General features: G+C 73.0%; 19 protein-coding genes. 6 read left to right on the forward strand and 13 right to left on the reverse strand.

The genetic code is table 11. The features are described 5' to 3' along the window. The first annotated feature begins 1 nt into the window (after position 1). Entirely contained in the window at positions 2 to 1,504 is a 1,503-nt protein-coding gene (locus tag B056_RS0122170) for an SCO6880 family protein (RefSeq protein ID WP_026240000.1), read from the forward strand. Next, on the forward strand, positions 1,501 to 3,606 hold the full coding sequence (locus tag B056_RS37555) for a conjugal transfer protein TraC (RefSeq protein ID WP_020572635.1): 2,106 nt from the start codon (positions 1,501 to 1,503) through the stop codon (positions 3,604 to 3,606). Before B056_RS0122170 ends, B056_RS37555 begins: the two co-directional genes overlap by 4 nt. Before the next feature lie 12 nt (positions 3,607 to 3,618). Here B056_RS37555 and B056_RS0122180 read toward each other — a convergent pair whose 3' ends face one another. Continuing rightward, the gene (locus B056_RS0122180; RefSeq protein WP_026240001.1) at positions 3,619 to 4,410 is read right to left on the reverse strand and encodes a nuclease-related domain-containing protein; all 792 of its coding nucleotides are present in this window, start codon (positions 4,408 to 4,410) and stop codon (positions 3,619 to 3,621) included. Between the two features lie 604 nt (positions 4,411 to 5,014). Between B056_RS0122180 and egtA the strand changes: the two genes are divergently transcribed. The 4 genes from egtA (at position 5,015) to B056_RS0122200 (ending at position 9,975) form a co-directional block, all read left to right on the forward strand. Next, positions 5,015 to 6,403: an ergothioneine biosynthesis glutamate--cysteine ligase EgtA gene (gene egtA / locus B056_RS0122185; RefSeq protein WP_018504057.1), complete on the forward strand. Its 1,389-nt coding sequence runs from the start codon at positions 5,015 to 5,017 to the stop codon at positions 6,401 to 6,403. Next, positions 6,385 to 7,881 carry an ergothioneine biosynthesis protein EgtB gene (egtB, locus tag B056_RS0122190; RefSeq protein WP_018504058.1) on the forward strand — a complete coding sequence of 499 codons (1,497 nt, stop codon included), beginning with the start codon at positions 6,385 to 6,387 and terminating at the stop codon, positions 7,879 to 7,881. Before egtA ends, egtB begins: the two co-directional genes overlap by 19 nt. A gap of 137 nt (positions 7,882 to 8,018) precedes the next feature. Next, positions 8,019 to 8,762 carry an ergothioneine biosynthesis protein EgtC gene (egtC, locus tag B056_RS0122195; protein WP_018504059.1) on the forward strand — a complete coding sequence of 248 codons (744 nt, stop codon included), beginning with the start codon at positions 8,019 to 8,021 and terminating at the stop codon, positions 8,760 to 8,762. A 43-nt stretch (positions 8,763 to 8,805) separates the two neighbouring features. Further along, on the forward strand, positions 8,806 to 9,975 hold the full coding sequence (locus B056_RS0122200; protein WP_051105704.1) for an L-histidine N(alpha)-methyltransferase: 1,170 nt from the start codon (positions 8,806 to 8,808) through the stop codon (positions 9,973 to 9,975). A 175-nt stretch (positions 9,976 to 10,150) separates the two neighbouring features. Here the strand turns inward: B056_RS0122200 and B056_RS0122205 are convergent, their stop codons facing one another. The 12 genes from B056_RS0122205 to B056_RS0122260 form a co-directional block, all read right to left on the reverse strand. Further along, positions 10,151 to 11,038: a glycoside hydrolase family 16 protein gene (locus tag B056_RS0122205; protein WP_018504061.1), complete on the reverse strand. Its 888-nt coding sequence runs from the start codon at positions 11,036 to 11,038 to the stop codon at positions 10,151 to 10,153. A gap of 858 nt (positions 11,039 to 11,896) precedes the next feature. Beyond that, the gene (gene ilvD, locus B056_RS0122210) at positions 11,897 to 13,750 is read right to left on the reverse strand and encodes a dihydroxy-acid dehydratase (protein ID WP_018504063.1); all 1,854 of its coding nucleotides are present in this window, start codon (positions 13,748 to 13,750) and stop codon (positions 11,897 to 11,899) included. Positions 13,751 to 14,087: 337 nt separating this feature from the next. Then, entirely contained in the window at positions 14,088 to 15,338 is a 1,251-nt protein-coding gene (locus B056_RS39615; RefSeq protein WP_051105705.1) for a hypothetical protein, read from the reverse strand. Positions 15,339 to 15,368: 30 nt separating this feature from the next. Then, the gene (locus tag B056_RS0122220) at positions 15,369 to 15,740 is read right to left on the reverse strand and encodes an antibiotic biosynthesis monooxygenase family protein (protein ID WP_035752420.1); all 372 of its coding nucleotides are present in this window, start codon (positions 15,738 to 15,740) and stop codon (positions 15,369 to 15,371) included. Between the two features lie 143 nt (positions 15,741 to 15,883). Continuing rightward, positions 15,884 to 17,242 (reverse strand): replicative DNA helicase, encoded by a 1,359-nt coding sequence (gene dnaB, locus B056_RS0122225; protein ID WP_018504065.1) that lies wholly within the window; start codon positions 17,240 to 17,242, stop codon positions 15,884 to 15,886. A 740-nt stretch (positions 17,243 to 17,982) separates the two neighbouring features. Next, the gene (gene rplI / locus B056_RS0122230; protein WP_020464683.1) at positions 17,983 to 18,429 is read right to left on the reverse strand and encodes a 50S ribosomal protein L9; all 447 of its coding nucleotides are present in this window, start codon (positions 18,427 to 18,429) and stop codon (positions 17,983 to 17,985) included. 11 nt (positions 18,430 to 18,440) lie between these two features. Then, positions 18,441 to 18,677, reverse strand: a complete 237-nt coding sequence (rpsR, locus tag B056_RS0122235; RefSeq protein WP_006543269.1) for a 30S ribosomal protein S18 — start codon at positions 18,675 to 18,677, stop codon at positions 18,441 to 18,443. A gap of 62 nt (positions 18,678 to 18,739) precedes the next feature. After that, positions 18,740 to 19,315, reverse strand: a complete 576-nt coding sequence (locus tag B056_RS0122240; protein ID WP_026240002.1) for a single-stranded DNA-binding protein — start codon at positions 19,313 to 19,315, stop codon at positions 18,740 to 18,742. Positions 19,316 to 19,378: 63 nt separating this feature from the next. After that, on the reverse strand, positions 19,379 to 19,705 hold the full coding sequence (gene rpsF / locus B056_RS0122245; RefSeq protein WP_020464685.1) for a 30S ribosomal protein S6: 327 nt from the start codon (positions 19,703 to 19,705) through the stop codon (positions 19,379 to 19,381). A 121-nt stretch (positions 19,706 to 19,826) separates the two neighbouring features. Beyond that, the gene (locus tag B056_RS0122250) at positions 19,827 to 20,084 is read right to left on the reverse strand and encodes a hypothetical protein (protein ID WP_195905938.1); all 258 of its coding nucleotides are present in this window, start codon (positions 20,082 to 20,084) and stop codon (positions 19,827 to 19,829) included. Positions 20,085 to 20,198: 114 nt separating this feature from the next. Next, a complete protein-coding gene (locus tag B056_RS0122255) occupies positions 20,199 to 21,548 on the reverse strand; it encodes a glycosyltransferase family 39 protein (protein WP_018504070.1) in 1,350 nt (449 codons plus the stop codon). Continuing rightward, a complete protein-coding gene (locus B056_RS0122260) occupies positions 21,545 to 23,473 on the reverse strand; it encodes a glycosyltransferase family 87 protein (RefSeq protein ID WP_018504071.1) in 1,929 nt (642 codons plus the stop codon). Before B056_RS0122260 ends, B056_RS0122255 begins: the two co-directional genes overlap by 4 nt. Positions 23,474 to 23,486: the final 13 nt, after the last annotated feature.

The following is a 23,486-nucleotide window of genomic DNA, read 5'->3' on the forward strand; positions in this document are numbered from 1 at the left end:
CATGGCAGCTGAACGCAGCTACCGCTTCGGGCCGCTGGAGCGCGCCGGTGTGCTCCTCGGCATGCGCTGGCCTCAGCTCGCGCTCCTGATCGGCGTGATGCTCTGTGTTCTGGGAGCGCTGCGTTCGCCGTTGGTCTTCGTGCCCGTGTGGCTGCTGCTGGCCGCGGGGTTCGCCTTCGTCGCGTTCGTCCGGGTGGAGGATCGTAACCTCGACCAGTGGGTGCCGATCGTGTTCGGCTTCACGATGCAGAAGGTGACGGGCGAGACGGTGTTCCGTGGAGGCTTCTTCCGGCTCGGCCCCGGCGACGACCGGATCACCAGGACGGTCCTGCCGGGTCCGCTGTCGAATCTGGTCATGCTGTCGGTCCCGGTCGGCGGCAGTCGGTACGTGGCCGTGGTCAAGGACGTGAAGAAGCAGACGTACACCGCCGTGCTCCAGGTGAAGGGCAGCCAGTTCGCGCTGCTCGAGTCCGGGGACCAGCAGGCCCGGGTGGACGCCTGGGGCGAGCTGCTGGCCGGGCTGACCGGTGGCGGCGGCCGGCTGTCCCGCATCCAGTGGCTGGAGCGGACGCTGCCGGACTCGGGTGACCAGCTCCAGCGGCACTGGCGGGTGCGCGGCCACCACGACGACTCGTGGGCGTCGCAGGCCTACGAGCAGGTCATCGACGCGGCCGGGCCGGTGGCGCAGCGGCACGAGACCTACCTCTCCTTCCAGCTGAAGGCGAAGGACGCCCGCCGGGCGATCCAGCGCGCCGGCGGCGGTGACCAGGCCGCGTGCGCCGTCCTGCTCGGTGAGCTGCGGACCATGGAGGCGGCGCTGGCCAGGGCGTCGATCAGCACCGTCGGCTGGCTGCCGCCGCGGGCGCTGGCCGCGGTCATCCGCACCACCTACGACCCGTACTCGATCGAGATGATCGACGCGCGGGGCGGGGCGAGCACCGACCTCGCGGGTGGGCTGAAGGGCCTGCCGTCCGGCATCGACCCGGCGATCGCCGGCCCGGTCCGGACGGTCAACGCCTGGGACCACTACCGCACCGACTCCGGCTTCCACACCACGTACTGGATCAACGGCTGGCCCCGGGTCCCGTCGCCGGCCGCGTTCCTCGCGCCGCTGCTGATGGAGACCACCTGCCGGCGCACGGTGTCGCTCGTCGTGGAACCGCTGCCCGGCCGGAAGGCGGAGAAGGCGGTCAACCGGCGGCGGATGGCGCACCTCGGTGAGCAGCAGATGCGGGACAAGGTCGGCAAGGTCACGACCCAGCGGGATGTGGCCGAGGCCGACGAGGTCGAGCGCCGTGAGCAGGAGCTGATCGCGGGCTTCGGCGCCTTCCGGTTCCACGGGTTCGTCACCGTCTCCGCCGACGACCTCGACTCACTCGCGGACGCCTGCGGTGAGGCGGAGACCCTGGCCTCGCGCAGCCGGCTCGAGATGGTCCGTCTCGTCGGCGAGCAGGACCAGGGCTTCAGCGTCGGCGCCCTGCCGCTCGCCGTGGGGGTGGCGTGACCGCCCGCCCGCCCGCGGTGGGGGGCGACGCCGCCTGGGGCGACCCGATCCGTTACGACGCCCCTGGCAGCGGCTCCGGCGGCGCCACCGACGGCTACGACGCGGGCTACGAGTACGACTACGACGACGCCGACCCGATCGACCCGGGCCACGATCCGGGCCGTGACGCCGACGGGTTCGTCGACCTCGGCGGCAGCCCGCGCACCCGCCGCCGGAGCGCGAAGACCGCGGCGGCGCACGACCGCCGGTCGCGGCGGGCCGAACGGGCCGCGGCCAACGCGGAACGGGCCGCGATGCGGCGCGCGCAGGCCGCCCTGCGCCGCGGTGCGCAGCCCCCGAAGCTGCTCGGCTCGTTCGCCGGACGGGCGTACCACAAGCTGCGCCTGCCAGCTCACATGGAGACCACGGCCCAGATCGCCGGGATCTATCCGTTCGTCGTCGACTCCGGGCTCGACGCGCCCGGCATGTACATCGGCCGGCACGTCTGGTCGGGCAACTCGTTCGACTTCGACGTCTTCGAGCTCTACCGGCAGCAGGTGATCGAGAACCCGAACTTCGCGGTGTTCGGCGCGGTCGGCTCCCGGAAGTCCGCGCTGCTGAAGACGCTGATCTCCCGAGGCTCGGCCTTCGGCTACCAGGCCGCCGTCCCCTGTGACCCGAAGGGTGAGTACACCCGGCTGGCGCGCCGGCTGGGCTGCGAGCCGACCTACATCGGGCCTGGCATGTCCACCCGGCTCAACCCGCTGGACGCCCCGCCGCGCCCACGCGGCATCGCGGACGCCGACTGGGCCCGTGAGGTGAAGCGGGCGCGTTCGTCCCTGCTCTCGTCGCTGATCGAGACCGCGAAGGGGGTGCCGCTCACCCCGGCCGAGCACACCGCCGTCGATCTCGCGCTGGACGTCGTCACCCGGCAGATCACCGGCGCGACACCGGACCGCTGGGCCACCCCGCTGCTCCCGCACGTCCTGGAGGCGATGACCGACCCGAGCGAGGAGGACTGCTCGGCGCTGCCGATGACCGCCACCGAGCTGCGCGACGCGTCCCGGGACGCGACGCTGACCCTGCGCCGGCTGACGCACGGTGCCCTCGGTGGTCTCTTCGACGGACCGACGACGTCCCCGCTGGACTTCGACCGGCCGATCGCGGTGCTGAACCTGGAGCGGGTCCAGGGCAGCGACGAGATGATCGCGCTGATCATGACCTGCGCGCAGGCGTGGATGGAAGCCGCGCTGATGCGCCAGGACGGCGTGCAGCGCTACGTGGTCTACGACGAGTGCTGGCGGCTGATGCGCTTCGCCGGACTGGTCCGCCGGCTGTCGGCCCAGCAGAAACTGGCCCGCCAGTGGGGCTGCGCCAACGCGATCGTGGCGCACCGCATCTCCGACCTGCTCTCGGCCTCCCCCGACTCCGTGGAGATCGCCAAGGGCCTGCTCGCCGAGACGGCGATCCGCATCCTGTACAAGCAGGCGTCCGACCAGATCGCGGACACCCAGGAGGCCCTCGGGCTCACGGACGTGGCCGCCGACCTGCTCCCCCGGCTCGACCCCGGCTATGCGCTGTGGCTGATCCAGAACCGGGCGTTCTACGTCGAGCACGTCGTCGGCGACCTGGAGATTCCGGTCGTCCTCAACGGCTCCAAGATGCACGGCGAGGTCGACGACACCAACCTCGTGCCGGACGACCTGGACCCCAGCGAGCTCGACCCGCCTGAGCTCGCCCCCCGGGCGTGGACCGATCCCCCCGGGCCACCCGCCTTCGTGCGGCGGGCCGCCGCACCGGCGCTGGAGACCGGGCATCCGCTGGGAGACCCGGCGCCGGGCATCCCCGGCGACCGGCCCGGCCCGGCCGACGGCCATCACGACAGCGGCCACCACGGCGACGTCCACTACAACGATGGCCACCACGACGGTGGCTACGGGTACGGGCACGACCCGGCGGAGGAGGTCGAGGAGAACCTCGTCGCCGGGCAGCCGCGCTGGTCCGCGCCATCACCCGCCGGGGACGGCTTCCACCACATCCAGGTGGGCGACCCGCACGGCCTCGACGCGCCGCCGCGCCACGGCCGCGGCGGCCACGCGAGCGGGCCCGACACCGCCGGCTGATGCCCGGCGCCGTCACCGGCGCAGCAGGCCACGCAGCCGGGAGCGGGCCGGCCACGACGGGGGCGGCCCGGCGACCTCGTAGCGCGGGAACACCCGCTCGGCGACGTCGACCAGCATCGCCACGTCGATCGGGCGCAGCACCACCCCCGCGGAGAGGATGTAGTCGGCGACTCCGGCCATCGGCAGCAGCAGCACGCCGTCGACCAGCGCCAGGCCGTTCGGCACCTCGGTACGGGCGAAGGCGACGACCGACTGGGCCTCGAGCTGCCATCCGGAGGGGAGCTCGGCGACGAGCTGGCCGGTGGCCTCCTCGCCCATCCAGGCGATCAGGCCGAGCATGGCGCGCAGCGGCACCTTGCCCGCCCACACCCCGGCCGCGTTCTGCCGGATCGGGCCACGGTGGGCGTCGGTCTCCACCACCCAGGCGCCCGACGGGCCGATGACCAGGTGGTCGATGTTGCCCGCCGAGTCGGCGAGCTGGCGGTCGTGCAGCACGGTGTAGCCCGCCCGGGTGAGACGGTCCAGCGAGCGGGCGGTACGGCGCTCGGCCTCCGCGTCCACCCGCCAGGCCTCGATCTCCGGCGGCACGCGATAGTGCCGGGCGGCCAGGACGCCGAGCACGGCCAGCCCGGCCAGCACCGCGACCTGCGCGACCACCCCGCTCGCCAGCCCGGCGGCACCGCACACCAGCCCGGCGAGCACGGCGGCACCGACGGCACCCGCCGCCGCGATGATCATCACTCGTCTTGATCTGTCGCCGCGTTCAGCGGCGTACAACTGTCTTCGGCGCAGATACTCGGCCATGGCTGACCTACCGGCCGACACGCGATCGGACGTGTCCGCGGTCACCACCTCCCGTCAGGTCGATACCGCCGCCGCGCTTCGGCGGACCGCAGGGGGGTAACTGCGAGTCTGCCGTGCCCCGGTCACCGCGCGCTACAGGGGATCTCCCCCATCAGAGTCACACTTCCATCCAATTCACAACCACGACAGCCCTGAAGCGTTGAATAACCGGAAGAACCACAGAGGACCCATGTCCCACCTTTGGGGAAGTGGAAGCCACCACCACGGGTTGTGTCCGGTGGGCATCCGCCCGCGGCGGCCCCACGAGGGGTAGCCGGGCCGCCGCCGTGGGGAGAACGCCCTCACGACAGGCGCCTTCTGAGGACCGAGGCGCCGGGAGAGGAGCCACTCGATGCCACCCTGCGTGACACCTGAGGCTTCTGGACGCCGACGACCGGGCACGACCGGCCAGGAGGCATCGGCCGCTCGACCCGGGGCGATCAGCGAGACAGATCACACCGCAGATCACATAGAGCCCACAGTTACCGGCAGCAGTCCTGCCACCAGCCCCGCCACGACGCCCATCGCCACCTTCGGCGATCTTCTCCGGCTCGCCGCCCGGGACGTGGCCCCGGCCACCGCGGGCGCGCCGGTTCCGGGCACGGGCACGGGCACCGCCACGGCGAACCGGGTCGGCATCGAGACCGAGTGGTTCGTCGTCGACGTCGCGAACCCGCACCGGCCCGTCCCCGCGGACGAGACCGCCGCGGCGGTGGCGGCCCGCACGGGCACCGACTCGCCACCGCAGCTTCCCGGCGGCAGCCGGCTCACCTTCGAGCCGGGCGGCCAGCTCGAGCTCTCAGGGCCGCCGCTGGACCTGACCGCCGCCGTGAACGCGATGCGCGCCGACCTCGCGTTCGTCCGCGGGGCCCTCGCCCGGCGCCGGCTCGGGCTGGTCGGGATGGGGGTCGACCCGCTGCGCGCCCCGGTCCGCCACACCACCGCCTCCCGGTACGTGGCCATGGAGCAGCACTTCCTGGCGCGGGACTGCGACGACGGCCGGACGATGATGTGCTCGACCGCCTCCGTCCAGGTCAACCTGGACGTCGGCGCGGACGCGACCCAGGCCGTCGAGCGTTTCCGGCTCGCGCACGCGCTCGAGCCGGTGCTGATCGCCATGTTCGCCGCGTCGCCGCTGGCCCGGGGCCGGCGGATCTCCTGGCAGTCGGGCCGCCAGGCGGTCTGGGCCGGCCTCGACCCGAGCCGCACCGGGCCCGTCCTGCCCGACCCGGCGGCGCCCGCGGCGGCGTGGCTCGCCCAGGCGGACCAGGACAGGCCCGGCGACGCCCTCGGCACCCCCGGTGCCCCTGGCGCCCTTGATGCCCTCGGCGCCCTCGGCGCCCCGCCAACCGGGGAGGCGCGGCTGGCCTGGCTCTGGGCGCGCTACCTGCACGACGCGGAGCTCATGATGGTCGGCGAACCGGACGGGCGGTACCAGCCGGTCCGGAACCGGACGACCTTCGGGGACTGGATGGCCGGGGCGGGCCCGGTGGCCCGTCCCCCGACCGCCCAGGACCTCGGCTGGCACGCGACGACGCTGTTCCCGCCCGTCCGGCCGCGGGGCTGGCTGGAGCTGCGCTACCTGGACGCTCAGCCGTCCGACCTGTGGCCGGTGGCCGTCGCTGTGCCGGCGGTGCTCCTCGACGAGCCGGCGGCCGCTCGGGCCGCGCTCGCCGCCTGCCTCCCGGTCGCCGGGCAGGGGCGCCTGGCGGCCCAGCTCGGCCTGCGGGATCCGGAGCTGGGGCGCGCGGCGGTGGCGTGCGTCGACCTGGCCCTGGACGCGCTCACCCGTACCGGCGCCGATCCCGGTCTGCGGGCCGCGGTGGAGGCCTTCGCCAACCGTTACACGCGGCGCGGGCGCTCCCCGGCGGATGACCTGAGCGCGCGTTTCGAGGCGCGCGGGCCGGCTGAGCTGCTGCGTGAGGAGGCGTCCCAGTGCGTTCCGGTGCCTTGACCGGCTCGGCGCCCGCCGCCGTCCACGACGCGGAGGCGCTGGCGGCGGCGCTGGCGGCGGCCCGGGCCCGGTCGCTCGCCTACACCGACCTCGCCGAGGGCGACCTGCTGCGCCAGCACTCACCGCTGATGTCACCGCTGGTCTGGGATCTCGCCCACATCGGCAACTACGAGGAGATCTGGCTGCTGCGCGCCCTGACCGGCGCGGCCGAGCTGCGGCCGGGCCTGGACGACGTCTACGACGCCTTCCGGCACAGCCGGGCCAGCCGGACCGCGCTGCCGCTGCTCGGCCCGGATGAGGCCCGCGCGTACCTGCGCGACGTCCGCGGGCGGACGCTGGACGTCCTGACCGGGCTGGACCCGGACCTGCTGCGCGCCCCGGAGACCGCCGGCGAGGCCGTGGCCCGGCGGGCTCGGCTGCTCTCGGGGTCGTTCGTCTACGGCATGGTCATCCAGCACGAGCACCAGCACGACGAGACGATGCTCGCGACGCTGCAGCTGCGCGCGGGCCCGCCCGTCCTGGCCGACCCGCGGCCGACGCCGCCGCTGGCACCGGCACCGCCGTCCCCGGCGGGCGGCGCCAGCCCGGTGGCCGTGGCGGCCGAGGTGGACGAGGCGGCCGAGGTGGACGAGGCGGCCGAGGTGGACGAGGCGGCCGAGGTGGACGAGGCGGCCGAGGTCCTGGTGCCGGCCGGGGAGTTCACCATGGGCACCTCCGCCGAACCCTGGGCGTACGACAACGAGCGGCCGGCGCACCGGGTGTTCGTGCCGGCCTTCCACCTCGGCCGCTACCCGGTCACCAACCGGGCCCACCTGGCCTTCATCGCGGACGGCGGCTACGACGACGAGCGGCTCTGGTCCGCCGAGGGCTGGGCGTGGCGCTGCCAGGAGGGCCTGACGGCGCCGCTTTTCTGGTCACGCGACGGCGACGTCTGGACACGCCGCCGATTCGGGCGGGTCGAACCGGTGCCTCTCGACGAGCCCGTGCAGCACGTGTGCTGGTATGAAGCCGAGGCCCACGCCCGCTGGGCCGGACGACGGCTGCCCACGGAGGCCGAGTGGGAGAAGGCGTGTGCGCACGACCCCGTCACCGGGCGTTCACGACGGTATCCATGGGGCGACACCAACCCGACTCCCGAGCTTGCGAACCTGGGGCACCGCATCGCGCGGCCCGCACCAGTGGGCGCCACTCCGGCCGGCGCGAGCCCGTACGGCGCCGAACAGATGATCGGGGACGTCTGGGAATGGACCGCCGGCGGGTTCACCCCTTACCCGGGCTTCGCGTCGTTCCCGTACCGGGAGTACAGCGAGGTCTTCTATCCTCGCGAGGCGGCCCCGGCCCGGTTCCGGGTGCTGCGCGGCGGCTCCTGGGCGACCGATCCCAGTGCCGTCCGGTCCACGTTCCGCAACTGGGACTTCCCGATCCGGCGACAGATCTTCTCCGGGTTCCGGCTCGCCCGCGACGCCGACGCCTCCTGACCCCGCCGCCACCCGCCCGTACCCGCACCGGCACCGGCACCGGCACCGACGCCCGCGTCCCCGCCGGCGTCGGTGCCGGCGGGCTGCCGCCCGGGGCGGGGCGCCGAGGCCCGCGCTCAGAAAGGTCACGCCTGCCCGTGTGCCGTCACCTGGCCTGGCTCGGTGCTCCGCGCACGCTCGCGGCGCTGACCCTCGACCGGCCGTCCAGCCTGCTGCGCCAGTCCTGGGCGCCCCGCCGGATGCGGCACGGGACCGTCAACGCCGACGGCTTCGGCGCCGGCTGGTACGCGCCCGACCTGCGCCCCGAACCCGCCCGTTACCGGCGCGCGGTGCCGATGTGGACGGACGCGTCCTACGCTTCGTTCGCCGGCGCCGTGACCTCGGGCTGTGTGCTGGCCGCGGTGCGCAGTGCCACCGTCGGGATGCCCGTCGAGGAGACCGCGACCGCCCCGTTCACCGACGGCCGGCTGCTGCTGAGCCACAACGGGCGGGTGTCCGCCGCCGGGGCGCTGCGCGTGCTGGCGGACCGGCCCGGCGCGCCGGTGCCGGACTCCCGCTGCGACTCGGCCCTCGTGGCCGCCCTGCTGTGGGAGAGCACGTCCCGACTGCCGCTGCCGCGGGCCGTGGCGGACGTCGTCCTGACGCTGGGCGGGCTGAGCGAGCCGGACGGGACGCCGTCCCGGCTGAACCTGCTGGTGACCGACGGTACGCAGATCGTGGGGAGCACCTGGCGGGACACCCTCAGCTATCGGGAGGAGGCGGACGGGATCATCATCGCCAGTGAGCCAGATGATGACGAATCGGGTTGGGTCGACGTACCGGACCAATATCTCCTGGTGGCCGACACACACAAAGTCACTCTTAGTAGTTTGATCTCTTAGAACGACTACGGTGAGTCGTACGAGGCAGACGGAGGGCACCACGATGACATCGAGGACACCGGCTACCGCCCCGGAGACGATTCCCGTGCCCGGCAGGCAGCCGCATCCCGCCACGACCGGCAACGGGTCCGACCCGTCGGGCGGACCCGACGAACCCGCCCGAACGGACCAGACCCCGCAGATCACCGTGGACCGCCACCTCACCGACACCGAACGGCACGCCTCGCTCGCCGCGGACGTGCGCGCCGGCCTGACCTCCCAACCCCGGGAGCTGCCGCCCAAGTGGTTCTACGACGCCACCGGCAGCCTGCTCTTCGACCGGATCACCCGCCTGCCCGAGTACTACCCGACCCGCCGCGAACACGCCGTGCTCACCGCGCACGCCGCCGAGATCGTGGCCGCCTGCCCGGCCGGCACCCTCATCGAGCTCGGCTCCGGCACCTCGGAGAAGACCCGCCTGCTCCTCGACGCGCTGCGCGCCGCCGGGGTGCTGCGCCGCTTCGTCCCCTTCGACGTGGACGAGGAGACCCTCCTCCAGGCCGGCCAGGACATCCTGCGGGCGTATCCGGGCATCTCGGTGCACGCGGTCGTCGGGGACTTCGAGCACCACCTCGGCCTCCTCCCCGGTGCCCGGCCCGGTACCGGCACCGGCACCGGCACCGGTGACAGCCACGGCGAAGGCCACCGAGAAGGCCACGGTGACCGGCGGCTCGTGGCCTTCCTCGGCGGAACCATCGGCAACCTGCGGCCCACGGCGCGCACCGCCTTCCTGCGCGCCCTGAGCGACCAGTTCACCGACGGCGACGCCCTGCTCCTCGGCACCGACCTGGTGAAGGACCCGCGGCGCCTCGTCGCGGCCTACGACGACAGCGCCGGCGTGACAGCCGCCTTCAACCGCAACGTCCTCTCGGTGATCAACCGGGAGCTGCGGGCCGACTTCGACCTGCGCGGATTCGCCCACGTCGCCGCCTGGGACGCGGAGAACTCCTGGATCGAGATGCGCCTGCGCAGCGTCCGCAGGCAGAAGGTCGCGGTTCGCGCCCTGGACCTGGTCGCCCGCTTCGACGCCGACGAGCAGATGCGCACCGAGATCAGCGCCAAGTTCACCCGCGACGCGATCGCCGCCGAGCTGGCCGCGGCCGGCCTGGCCGTCAGCCACCAGTGGACGGACCCGGACGGCGACTTCGCCCTGACCCTGGCAGTCCCCTCCTGACCTGGCCGCTCGCCCCGCCCCACCAGCCCGCCCCGCCCCGCCCAACTCCCCGTGAACACCGGCACGCGCTCGAAGCGAGTTGTCTCAGCCGCTCCATACGCCGCCAGGACGACTCGCTTCGGCGCCAGCCGCGTGGGGGCCGGCCCCGCTTGGCCCGGAGGGCAGGGGGGTGGGGTCAGGGCTTGGTGGCGTAGACGCGGAGGTAGTCGACCCCCATCCGCTGCGGGTAGTCGGTGGCCGTGGCGCCCGCGCCCTGCGAGTTCACCGCCACGTTGAGGATCACGTAGTGCTCCCGGTCCCACAGCCAGACCGGAACCTGCTCGCGGGTGACGGTCCGGATGAGCCGGCCGTCGAAGTAGAACCGCAGCGCGGACGGCGTCCACTCCAGGCCGTAGGTGTGGAAGGCCGCGGCGAGGTCGGCCCCGGCGTCGTACATCCCGCCGTTGCCCCAGGTGGCCTGCCAGTGAGCTCCCGCGGTGTCCACGCCGTGGACGTTCGTGTGCACGGTCGTGGGCGCCGTCGAGACGGCCTCGACGACGTCCAGCTCGCCGCTGGCCGGCCAGCCGACGGCCGGCATGTCGGAGCCGAGGAGCCACACCGCCGGGAAGGCGCCGCGGCCGGTCGGCAGCACGGCCCGGGTCTCCAGGTAGCCGTAGCGCATGGTCCGCTTGCCGAGCGTCTCGATCCGCGCGGACGAGAAGCGCGCTCCGTCGCAGGACGGCTCCCTGCGCGTGGTGATCACGAGGTTGCCGTGGCCGTCGGTCGCCAGGTTCCGCGGGTCGCGGGTGTAGCACTGCAACTCCTGGTCGCCCCAGCCGAAGCCGGTCTGGGTGATCCAGGTACCCGGGTCCGGTGCCGCGCCCGCCGCGCCGCCGAACTCGTCCGACCACAGCAGACCGGCGCCGTCGTCTCTCCCGGCGACCGGTGCGGGGCTGGTCGAGGGGCTCTTCGAGGGGGTCATCGCCCGCTCCACGGCGGGCTGCGGCGTGCTGGTGGCCGCGCCACCCGCGCCACCCGCGCCTGATCCCGGCATCCGGGGCTCCTGCCGGCCTGTGGTGCCCATGGCCTGGCCACCTCCCACCCTGCCCTGCGCCGCGCCCTCCCGAAGGGTCCCCGCTGGTGCCGGGCCCACTCCCGCCGCCCGCGAGCCCTCCCCCGCGGACCCGGTAGCCCCAGCCCCAGCCCCAGCGGCCCCGGCCCCGGCAGCACCAGACCCAGCAGCACCAGACCCAGCAGCACCGGACCCGGCGGCATCAGGCTCACCAACGCCCGGTCCTCCGGAACCCGGCCCCACGGCACCCGACTCGGCGGCACCCGATTCGGCGACACCTGACCCGGCCCCGCCCGAGTGGGTGGTGTCCGGGTCGGTGGCGCCGGGCGCCGCCAGCGGTCCGGGTGACCCTTTCAGCCCGGTGGGGATCTCCGCCGCACCGAGACGGGTCGGCCCGTCGCCCGATCTGGACCCGCCGGTACGGTCCAGACCCGCGACCAGGCCGAGAGTGGCCAGTCCGACCACCGTCACCGCGACCACCGCCAGTAGCAGCCGGGCCGGGTGCGAACGCGCCCGTGAACCCCCGCGCCGATGGACGCGAGGATTCACGGGAAACCTCACCCCACCCCCGGCAGGGCGAGCCGGGCGGACGCGACGAGCGAAGTGGCCGGGGCCGGTCCGGAGAACGTGACGGGTCCGGAGAACGCGGCGGGTCTCGGGGACGCGGCGAGCGCGAAGGCGGTCTGGGTGCCGGTGACGAGCCATGGCGAGGCGGATCTCCTGGAACGGTCGCGCCCCCCGCGGCCCCAGCCACGACCACCCGCACCCACCCGATCACTAGGTGATCAGATGGCTACCTGAAGTCGCGCCAAGCGAACAGACCCCACCTTCGCATACACACCGCGATCAACTCAGCTACCGAACGAGATCTCAGCCGGTAATGAGCCGGACGTCACGGACGGCACCGGTCGAAGCGGACGTCGCCATGGCCGCGTAGGCGCGCAGCGCGGCCGACACGACACGCTCCCGGTTCGCCGGGTGGTAGCCGCCGTTCGCCTCGATCTCGGTCCGCCGCGCGGCGAGCTCGGCGTCCGGCACCAGCAGGTCGATCCGGCGCCGCGGGATGTCGATCTCGACGAGGTCTCCGTCCCGGACGAGCGCGATCGGGCCACCGTGCGCGGCCTCCGGGGAGACGTGGCCGATCGACAGGCCCGAGCTGCCCCCGGAGAAGCGGCCGTCGGTGATCAGCGCGCACTTCGGCCCGAGGCCACGGCCCTTGAGGAACGCCGTCGGGTAGAGCATCTCCTGCATGCCGGGGCCACCGCGGGGGCCCTCGTACCGGACGATGATCACATCGCCCGCCTTGACGACCTTGTTCAGGATCGCGTCGACCGCGGCCTCCTGGCTCTCGACGACCAGCGCGGGTCCGCGGAACGTCCACTGGCTCTCGTCGACGCCGGCCGTCTTCACCACGGCGCCGTCGGGCGCCAGGTTGCCGCGCAGCACGGCCAGGCCGCCGTCGGCCGAGTAGGCGTGCTCCACCGAGCGGATGCAGCCGCTCTTCGCGTCGGTGTCGAGGGTGTCCCAGCGGTTCGTCGAGCCGAACGGCTCGACGGTGCGCACACCGCCGGGCGCGGCGTGGAACAGCTCGACCGCGTCCGGAGCCGGGTCGGTGCCGCGAACGTCCCAGCGGTCGAGGAACTCGCGCAGGCTGGCCGCGTGCACGCTGTGCACGTTCGGGTCCAGCAGGCCGCCGCGGTCGAGCTCGCCGAGGATCGCCGGGATTCCGCCGGCCCGGTGGACGTCCTCCATGTAGTAGTCGGTCGAGCTGGGAGCCACCTTGCACAGGCAGGCCACCGAGCGGGAGATCTGGTCGATGTCGTCGAGGGTCACCCCGACCTCGGCCTCGACCGCGGCGGCGAGCAGGTGCAGGACGGTGTTCGTCGAGCCGCCCATCGCGACGTCCACCGCGAACGCGTTACGGAAGGCCGCCGCGGTCGCGATCGAGCGCGGCAGGACGGCCTCGTCGTCCTTCTCGTAGTACCGGCGGGCCAGGTCGACGACCAGGCGACCGGCCTCGACGAACAGGCCACGCCGGGCCGCCGCGGTGGCCAGCGTCGTCCCGTTGCCCGGCAACGCCAGACCGAGGGCCTCGGTCAGGCAGTTCATCGAGTTGGCCGTGAACATGCCGGAGCAGGACCCGCAGGTCGGGCAGGCGGACCGCTCGATGGTCTCGAGGTCGGCGTCGCTGACGTTCGGGTTGACCGCCGCGGTCATCGCGTCGATCAGGTCGAGCCGTGAGCGCACGATGCCGCCGGTGACGACGGCGTTGCCGGACTCCATCGCGCCGCCGGAGACGAAGACGGTCGGGATGTCGAGCCGCAGCGCGGCGATCAGCATCCCCGGAGTGATCTTGTCGCAGTTCGAGATGCAGACCAGCGCGTCGGCGCAGTGGGCGTTGACCATGTACTCGACGCTGTCCGCGATGATCTCCCTGGACGGCAGGGAGTACAGCATGCCGCCGTGGCCCATCGCGATCCCGTCGTCGACGGCGATCGTGTTGAACTCCTTGGCCACCCCGCCCGACCCGACCACCGCGTCCGCGACGATCTTCCCGACGTCCCGCAGGTGGACGTGTCCGGGAACGAACTGCGTGAAGCTGTTCGCGATCGCGACGATCGGCTTGCCGAAGTCGTCGTCGGTCATTCCGGTCGCCCGCCACAGGGCGCGGGCACCGGCCATGTTGCGACCGTGGGTGGTGGTGCGGGAACGCAGAGCGGGCATCTCGACCTCTGAGCTGGGCTGTGGGGCACTGGAGACGGGCGGTGCGTCGGGGTGCCGGACGCGGGCTGGCGAACACGCCGCCGTGCGACGGCGCCGACGTCGGTGACCCGCCATCGGTGTTTCCGAAGCCCGACAGCGGTGTTTCCGACGTCGCTGCTCCCGAGTCGGCGGGGTTCCCGAGTCGACGGGCGGCACGCGGGCGCGCTCCGATCCGGAGCGTTCGCCACCGATCAGGCTACGCCTCGCGCGCGCCCGGCCAGCCAGGCCACCCGCCGGCCCGGCCCGGCCGCCGGCGATGCCACCCGGCGAACCGGCCCGGCCCCGGCGAACCTGGAGGTCAGGGCCTCCGGCCGCCGGGGGGACCGGAGGCCGGGTCGTCCGGGTCGTCCGGGTCGTCCGGCCCCGCGGAATCATCGGATCCAGCGGAATCCACCGGACGACCCTGGGCACTCGGGCCACCCTGGGCACCTGGGCCGCCCTGAGTACCTGGGCCACCCAGGCCGCCGGGCTCGCTGGCGAGGAACTCCAGCCAGGTCGGGTCGATGTCCGGCTCGTCGCTCCAGGCCGACGACCCCACGCCCGGTCCACCGGACACCGGACCACCCCCGCCCGGCATCGGACCGTCCGGCACCGGACCACCTGGCACCGGACCACTCGGCGCGGGTCCGCCCGATGCCTCCGGTGTGGTCCCCGCCGGTCCACCGGGTGCCGGGCGTTCCGGCGGCGGATACCCGGGCGGGCCGGACGACAGGTCCGGCGGCGGCGCCGCGAGCGGATAGCCGGCGATCCGGCCGGTCCGGCCGGGGACGGGTGGCTCGCCGGCACCCGTCGCACCTGGGAGCTCACCCTCCAGGCCGGGGGTCCAGCCGGGATCTCCCGGCCGAACGGGACCACCCGCGGGCGGGCGGCCGGCCGGCCCGGATGGACCATCCCCGGCCGCGGCCCCCGGATGGCCGGGACGGCTCCCCTGACCGGGCGGGGTCTGCTCTCCCGACGGAGTGGCCTGGCCGGGCATGCCCGGATACCCGGGCCCGCCGTACGGCCCGGGATACGCACCGGGCCGGACCCCGTACTGACCAGGCTGGACGCCCCACTGCCCCGGGTGGCCGGGTTGCCCCGGTTGGGCGCCGTATGGACCAGGCTGGCCGCTCCACGGTCCAGCCTGACCGCCGTACTGACCCGGCTGGACGCCCCACTGGCCCGGGTGGGCTCCGTACTGGCCCGGGTGGGGGACACCGGGTCCGTCCGTGGGCGTTCCCGGACGCTGCCGGGGGCCGGTCAGCCGGTTGAACCCGGCGACCGTGCGGGAGCCGCGCCGCGAGCGCCACCACCGCCGGACCGCCCACACCAGGCCCAGCGACGCGACCGTTCCGAGGAACGGCGCCACCTCATGATCCTCATAGAAGACCAGCAGGTAGAAGCTCATCAGGCCGATGAAGACGTAGCCGGTCACGAAGAACGTGAACGGCTTGATCCGCATGCGGCCGATCACGTCGCGCATCGCGATCGCGGGCAGCAACCACACCAGAAAACCGAAGAACGCGGCCGAGAGGGGCGCCAGAAAGAGGTACCCGATGAAGGTCAGCATGGCGGCGGAGGCGCGCGACGGCCGGCGGGCTCAGGAACTGGCCGGTCGGTCCGCCGACGCCGCTGCCGGCACGACTGGATCCATGATCGCCACGACGTGCTCCACCGACGGCGCCGCCGCGAAGAACGGGGAGAGCGCCGCCCGCCACCGGGTGAACCGCTCCGAGCCGCGGAAGGTCTCGGTGTGCGCTTCCAGGCTGTCCCAGTCGACCAGGAGCACGAAGCTGGACGGGGACTCGACCCCCCTGGTCATCCGGGCGGAGCGGCACCCGGGCGTGTTGACCAGCTCATGCCGGACCGCCCGGTACGCCACGGCGAACTCCTCCTCGCGCCCTGGCAACACGTCGAACCGCGCGACCTCGACGACCCCGGAGTCGCGCGGGGGAACACCGGAAACGCTCATGTCGCCCAGTCTGTCACCGCGGAGCCGGCTCTTCAGCCGCGTGGACGCGCGGGCCCGTTTTCCGCCACCGTCAGCCACCCGAACGGATGCCATCTCCGGAATTCGTCGCGTCTCAGCCACCGCGGACGCATCACCCGGCGAGGTCAGTTGGCCATGTCGACGAACCGGGAGTAGTGGCCCTGGAAGGCCACGGTGACGGTACCGGTGGGGCCGTTTCGGTGCTTGGCGATGATCAGGTCGGCCTCGCCGGCCCGTGCCGACTCCTTCTCCACCGTGTCCTCCCGGTAGAGCAGGATGACCGCGTCGGCGTCCTGCTCGAGGCTGCCGGACTCGCGCAGGTCGGAAACCTGTGGGCGTTTGTCGGCCCGCTGCTCGGAGGCCCGGTTGAGCTGCGAGATCGCCACGACGGGGACCTCCAGCTCCTTCGCGAGCAGCTTCAGCGACCGGGAGATCTCGCTGACCTCCTGCTGACGGCTCTCGACCTTCTTCGGCGAGGACATCAGCTGCAGGTAGTCGAGGATGACCAGCCGCAGGTCGTTGCGCTGCTTGAGCCGCCGCGCCTTCGCCCGGATCTCCATCATGGTCAGGTGCGGGCTGTCGTCGATGTACAGCGGCGCCTCGGCGACCTCGCCCATCCGCCGGGCCAGCCGGCCCCAGTCGTCGTCGGTCAGCCGGCCGGTGCGGATGTTCTGCAGCGACACCCGGGCCTCGGCGGAGAGCAGCCGCATGGTGATCTCCATGCGGCTCATCTCCAGTGAGAAGACGACCGAGGTCATCCCGTTCTTGATCGACGCGGCGCGGGCGAAATCCAGGCCCAGGGTCGACTTGCCGACCGCGGGCCGGGCCGCGACGATCCACAGCTGGCCGCCGTGCAGGCCGTTGGTGAGCTCGTCGAGGTCGGTGAACCCCGTCGGCACCCCGGTCAGGGCGCCGTCGTGGGCCTGGATCGCCTCGATCTCCTCCAGCGCCGGGTTCAGCAGCTCGCCGAGTGGGGTGTAGTCGTCGTTCGTGCGCCGCTCGGTCACCTCGTAGACGGCCGCCTGGGCCCGGTCGACGACGTCGGTGACGTCGGGCGCCGGGCCGAAGGCGAGCTGCACGATGCGCGTGCCGGCCTCGGCCAGCCGGCGCAGCACGGCCTTCTCCGCGACGATGCGCGCGTAGTAGCCGGCGTTCGCCGCGGTCGGGACGCTGGAGATCAGGGTGTGCATGTAGGACGGCCCGCCGACCCGCTCCAGCAGGTTCTGCCGGCCCAGCTCGGCGGCGACGCTGATGACGTCGGCCGGCTCCCCACGGCCGTAGAGGTCGCCGATCGTGGTGTAGATGGTGGCGTGCGCCGGCCGGTAGAAGTCACTCGTCCGGAGGACCTCGACGACGTCCGCGATCGCGTCCTTCGAGAGCAGCATGCCCCCCAGCACGCTCTGCTCCGCCGGGAGATCGTGGGGCGGGGTGCGATCGAACTCGACCGCGGATCCGGGCCCGCGCGTGATGTCGGCGACGCTCACGCCTCCCCCTCTCGGATGTCGGCCGGCCCGCCGGCGCACCGCGACCGGGCGGTCGGAGCGGCGCCGTGCGGCGCGAGCTCCCGGCCCGATCCCACCGAAGGCGAGCCCACCGCGGGGAAGCCTGCCAGGCCCGAACCTGTCGACATCATCGAACATATGTTCGATCGCGGAGAGGAGGGTGTCAACTCGCCCGCCCGCCCGCCCACCGACCCGAAGATCACGTCCACCTCACCCGTCTGGACTATCCCGTTCCCACGGATACCTGGCCAGTGTGGAGGGCTCGACGGTAGAGGCCCACATGGGGCAGCGCCAAAAAGTTATCCACATCCTCCTGTGGACAACCTGTTGGTAACGAGCGAGTTTCTGGGGAACGCCTCGGGACAGGCGGCAGCGACGTTGTGGATGACGGCGTCATAACCGCCCAGAACCGCAGCGCCAGTAGGACTACAGGGACGACACACCTGTGGACAAAAAGAAACTTTCGAGTTACCCCGAGATCGTGGTGTGACTAATCATTTCGAGCTATACCGCCCAGGGGAGGGATCTCCCGGCGACAGGCCCACGAGCATTCTGCCCGAATCGAAGCGTCACCGCCCGCTCACACGCGGACACAGAAGTGATCCGAATGTGGTCGCGCCACCCGGTCAGGTCACCGTGAACCGCCTCGGCGAGGTGAGTGGGGGAAGACGAGAGCAGGCCAGGGCGGCGCCGTGAGCGGCGCGCCCTGGCCTGCGCCGTGATCAGGCCGAGGTGACCTGGACGGTCAGCTTCGCGCTGACCTCGGGGTGCAGGTGCACCGCGACGGTGTGCGAACCGAGCGACTTGATCGGGGTGCTCAGCTCGACCCGGCGCCGGTCCAGCGCGGGGCCGCCGGCGTCGGTCACCGCGGACACCACGTCGGCGGCCGTGACCGAGCCGAACAGCCGGCCCTCCTTGCCCGCGCGGCTGACCAGCCGGACGGACAGGCCGGAGAGCTGGCCGGCGATCTCCTTGGCGTGGTCGAGGTCGCGGACCGCCCGGGCGTCCCGCGCCCGCTTGATCTGGGCGACCTGACGCTCGGCGCCACGGGTCGCGAGAATCGCGTACCGGCGCGGCACCAGGTAGTTCCGGCCGTAGCCGTCGGCCACATCGACGATGTCCCCCGGGCTGCCGAGCCCCGGGACCTCCTGGGTGAGGACGAGCTTCATCGTCATCCTCCTCAGCGGGCCGTCGAGGTGTACGGCAGCAGCGCCATCTCGCGGCTGTTCTTCACCGCGGTCGCGACGTCACGCTGGTGCTGGCTGCAGTTGCCGGTCACCCGACGGGCACGGATCTTCCCCCGGTCCGAGATGAACTTCCGGAGCAGGGAAGTGTCCTTGTAATCGATGTAGTGGACCTTGTCCTTGCAGAAGACGCAAACCTTCTTCTTGGGCTTGCGCACGGCCGCCTTGGCCATGGATGTGCTCCTACCTCGTTTTGCGCCCGAGTTCCGGTCGCGCGAAGATGACACGCGGCCGCTCAGAACGGCGGCTCGTCGGAGTAACCACCCGCGGGCTGCGACCACGGGTCGTCGACGGCGCCGCCGGCATAGCCGGAGCCACCGCCCTGCGGGGATCCGCCGTTGTAGCCGCCACCGGGCTGGCCACCGGGGCCACCGGGGCCGCTCGGGCCGCCCTGGCCGCCGTTGAATCCGCCGCTACCACCCTGGCCACCACCGAAGCCGCCACCGCGGGCAGCCTTGGTCACCTTCGTGGTCGCGTAACGGAGCGAGGGGCCGATCTCATCGACGTCCAGCTCGATCACCGTTCGCTTCTCGCCTTCACGGGTCTCGAAGGAGCGCTGCTTGAGGCGCCCCTGAATGATGACGCGCGCGCCCTTGGTGAGGGATTCGGCGACGTGCTCGGCAGCCTGCCGCCAGATCGAACAGCGAAGAAAGAGCGCCTCGCCGTCCTTCCACTCGTTCGTTCCACGGTCGAGCGTGCGCGGGGTGGACGCGACCGTGAAGCTCGCGACCGCGGCGCCGTTCGGCGTGAAACGCAGTTCGGGGTCGTTCGTCAGATTACCGACGACCGTGATCACCGTCTCACCGGCCATGATCACGCTCCTCCGGTCGGGTGGCCCGCGGCAGCGCGCTCAGCGCCGACCGGGCCGAGCACGTCACGCTGCCGCCCGGCGGTTCGGCCGCGGGGCCTTGGGCTCGGGCAGCCGGATCACCTTCGTCCGGATCACGGACTCGTTGAGGACGAGCTGGCGGTCCAGCTCGGCGACGACGGCCGGCTCCGTGTGCAGGTCGATGACGGCGTAGATGCCCTCGAAGCTCTTGGCGATCTCGTAGGAGAGCCGGCGACGGCCCCACACGTCGACCTTCTCGACCACTCCGCCGCCCTGTCGGACGACGTTGAGGTACTGGTCGAGCGAGGGTGCGACCGTGCGCTCCTCGAGCTCGGAATCGAGGATCACCATCAGTTCATAGTGGCGTGGCAAGGCTGAACCCACCTCCTGTGGACTCTAGCGGCCACGGATCATCCGTGGCAGGAGGGACCGGTGCCGGAGGTCCGCCCAACGGGCGAGCTGAAACGTCGGCACACGGTGTGTCTGGACGAGATTACTCGACCCGACGACGACCCACGGAGCGGCCGACCAGGCGGACCACCCGGATCCACACGACGCCGACCCCGGCCACGCCCACCAGGTCGACGACCACCAGCAGCCCGTGGGCGTGCCGGGACGGATCGGGCACGACGACGGCGAGGACCAGGAACACCAGCGCCAGCAGGCCCGCCACGGCGGCGGACACCGTCACGCCCGACGGCGGTCGCGACGAGGACCCTGATCCGCCCACCCGTACGTCGTCTGCCGCCACCGCCCCATCCTCGCGCATGTGCCGGCCGCCCGGACCGACATCCGGTCCCGACGGTCGTGTCGCCGCCGTCCCCGCCGCTCCCTGCGGGCGACGGGCGACGGGCGACGGGCTGGATCAGTCGACCCAGTTGCCCTGAGTGAAGGCCACGACGAAGACCACCATGATCGGCGCGCAGAGCCAGACGTAGGCGCCGCGGACCCACGGCCGGCGCGCGGCCATCCGCGCCAGCAGCAGGTAGAGCGGGAAGGCGACCAGGATCCCGCGGATCCCCGAGGCGTAGTAGTTCGAGAAGCTCATCAGGACGGTCATCAGCCCGACGAAGGTCGCCTCGCCCCAGCGTCTGCTCCACAGCAGCACGCCCGTCAGCAGCACGCCGATCACGACGGCGAGCAGCTCCCCGCGCCAGAACCAGACGAACGTCGACGCCCCGCTCCCGTCGAACGCGGACTCCCAGGTCCGCGACCACCCCCGCCACGGCCAGTCGACGCCGCGGTTCCAGCCGGCGTGCATCGCCTCGGTGTAGGTGTCCCACCGCCCGGTCCGGGCGCGCAGGTAGAGGACGTAGCCGACGATCGGCAGCGGGGGCAGGGCGAGCGCCAGCGCCGGCGGGGCGAACACCGGACGCCCGGCGGCACGGCGCACGAGCACGTACTGCACGACCAGGGCGGCGCAGAACGGGATCCCGGTCACCCGCGCCGAGGCGGCGCCGGCGCCCAGCAGGCCGGCGAGCAGCCACCGGTCGCGCCGCGCGGCGAGCCAGGAGGCCACCGCGAAGCCCAGGAAGACACCCTCGGAGTACGCGGCGAACAGGAAGACCGCGTACGGGAAGCAGACGAGCGCGACGACCGCGAACCGCGCGTCCTCCCGCCCGACCTCGTCGGCGGCCAGCCGCCACAGCGCGGCGGCGGCGAGCGTGCCGGCGAGGAACGAGACCACCAGCCCGGCGGCGATCCAGTCGGGGACGACCACGTGGACGAGACGGATGGCCAGCGGCAGCCCCGGGAAGTCGACCTCCGTCCGGTCGGCGTAGGCCGACGACAGGTAGCCGTAGCGGGCCACCTTGGTGAACAGGCCGACGTCCCAGCGGTCCCAGAGGGTGGTGAGGCCGGGCGCGTCGCCGGCCGGGCCGTTCGAGAGCGCGCGGGCCCCCGCCAGCGACGCGACCACCACAGCCACCCGGCTGGCGAACCACACCGGGAGGGAGGCCCGCACCGCGTCGGGCAGCCGGGCCCAGCCCGCCCGCACCGGCCCGGCGACGCCGGGAGCGGCGTGCCTCGCGGTCGGTCCGGCGGCCGGTCCGGTGGCCGGTCCGGAAATCGGCTCAGCGGCCGGCTTGATGGTCGGTCCGGTGGTCCGCTCGGTGGTCCGCGCCGTGGGTGGTCCGGTGCTCGGCTCGGCGGTCGGCTCGCCGCCCGGCTCGACGGGACGCCCGGCGTGCGACTCGGCCGGGGCGTCCGCCGTCACTCCTTCTCCTGCCCGTCACCGGGCCGCGGGGACGGTGGTTCCACCACTCCCACCAGGCCCGCCGGCTCCCCGCCGGGGACGGGCGTCTCACTGCCGGGGCCGAGCGGGTCGCCACCGGGAGCGAATGGCCCGGCGGGCACCGCCCGGGCCCAGGGCCGGGACGGCAGCAGCAGGCCGAGGCGGCCGCCGCGCACGTCGGGCGCGCCGTCGAGGATCCCGCCGGCCGGGTCGTCCACACCGCCGTCACGCACGACGTCCAGCTCGGGGCGGAGGATCTCGCGCACCACGAAGGCCGCGACGACGCAGAGCATCAGGTCACGGAGCACCACGGCGCTGACGAACCAGCCCCGGTCGATCCCGTCGGAGCCCGAGGTGTCGTTGTAGATGAAGTGCATGAACCGGGTGAACAGCACCCAGATCTCGCAGGCCTGCCAGACCAGGAACAGCCGCCAGCGCGGCCGGGCCAGCGCCAGCAGCGGCAGCAGCGGCAGCAGCCAGATCGTGTACTGCGGCGAGAAGACCTTGTTGGTCAGCAGGAAGGCGATCACCAGGAGGAGCACCACCTGGGGCACCCGGGGTCGCCGCGGCGCCAGCAGGGCCAGCGCCAGGATGCCCACCACGGCCAGGACGAGGCCGATCGCGGTCAGCACGTTCAGCGTCCCGACCGGGATGCCGTGGTCGCGCACGGCGCCCAGGACCAGCGGCGTGGCCACCAGCAGGATCAGCCAGCACCCGACGGCGGTGCCGATGACCTGCGCGCGCAGCCACGGCCAGCGCCGCACCGCCAGCGCGGCGGTGGCCCCGGCGACGGCCAGCCCGACGGCGAGGACGACCAGGTGCAGGGGCGCGAACCAGCCGGTGTCGTACTTGCCGGCCAGCCAGGTCGTCGCGAAGGCCAGCGAATCCCAGTCGGCGCCGCGCTCGGAGTTGAGCTCGAAGAAGCGTTGCAGGCCGTTGTGCGCGCCGGCCTGCTCCCCGTCCAGCAGCGCGACCCAATCGCCGCCGCCCCAGAAGGTGGACCAGATGCCGTCACTGACCTTCGTCGTGCCGTCGAAGTAGCCGGCGGTCAGCCAGACGGGCAGCATCACGGCGACCGCGGCGCCCACCGCGTAGACCACGGTGCGCGCCCATTCCCGCATCCTGCCCGTCCGCAGGCAGAGCACGGCGAGCCCCAGCAGGAACAACGCCGGGTAGAGCTTGGTGACCACCCCCAGCCCGAACAGGATGCCGGCCAGCCGTGGGGCCCGCCGCGACCAGGCGAGCAGCCCGCCGGCCGCGAAGGCCACGGCGAGGACGTCCCAGTTGGTCAGCAGGTGCAGCGCGAGCGTCGGTGCCAGGGCGAGCAGGGCCGCGTCCCAGATCCGGGAGGGCGCCATGGTCAGCGCCGTGCAGAAGACCGCCACGCAGGCGGCCACCAGGAACAGCAGTGCGGTGAGGTCGTAGAACAGCGCCGAGCGGGAGTCCATCGAGTAGTGGTCGAAGACCTGGGCGCCCGCCTTGTCGGTGCGGAACACCGCGGCCGGTGCCGAGCCGAGGCCGGCCAGCGAGGAGACCAGCTGCATGGCGCCACCGATCACCGGCGGGTACTCGGTCGGGTAGTCCAGATAGGGAATCTTGCCGTCGACCAGGCCCTCCTGGCTGTAGAGGGCCACCACGTCGGAGTAGCACATCCGGGTGTACTGGTACTCGTCCGTCCAGTTGCGGGTGTCGCGGCAGCCGGACTTCTGCGCGTAGCCGAGCACGCAGGTGAGTGTCACCAGGAGCATCAGCACGCGCAGCGGCGTCCACCAGCTCCGGCCCGCGCCGGGCAGCGCGTGCCGCCCCGGTGGGCCCCCGATGAGCTCACTCGCGCCCGCGACCACCGGGTCGGTGCGCGCCGGGCTGGTCCGGTGGGGCGACGCCGGTGTCGTGGCCATGCCGGCCATTCTGGTACACGCG

This window comes from Parafrankia discariae, from assembly GCF_000373365.1.
GTDB lineage: Bacteria > Actinomycetota > Actinomycetes > Frankiales > Frankiaceae > Parafrankia > Parafrankia discariae.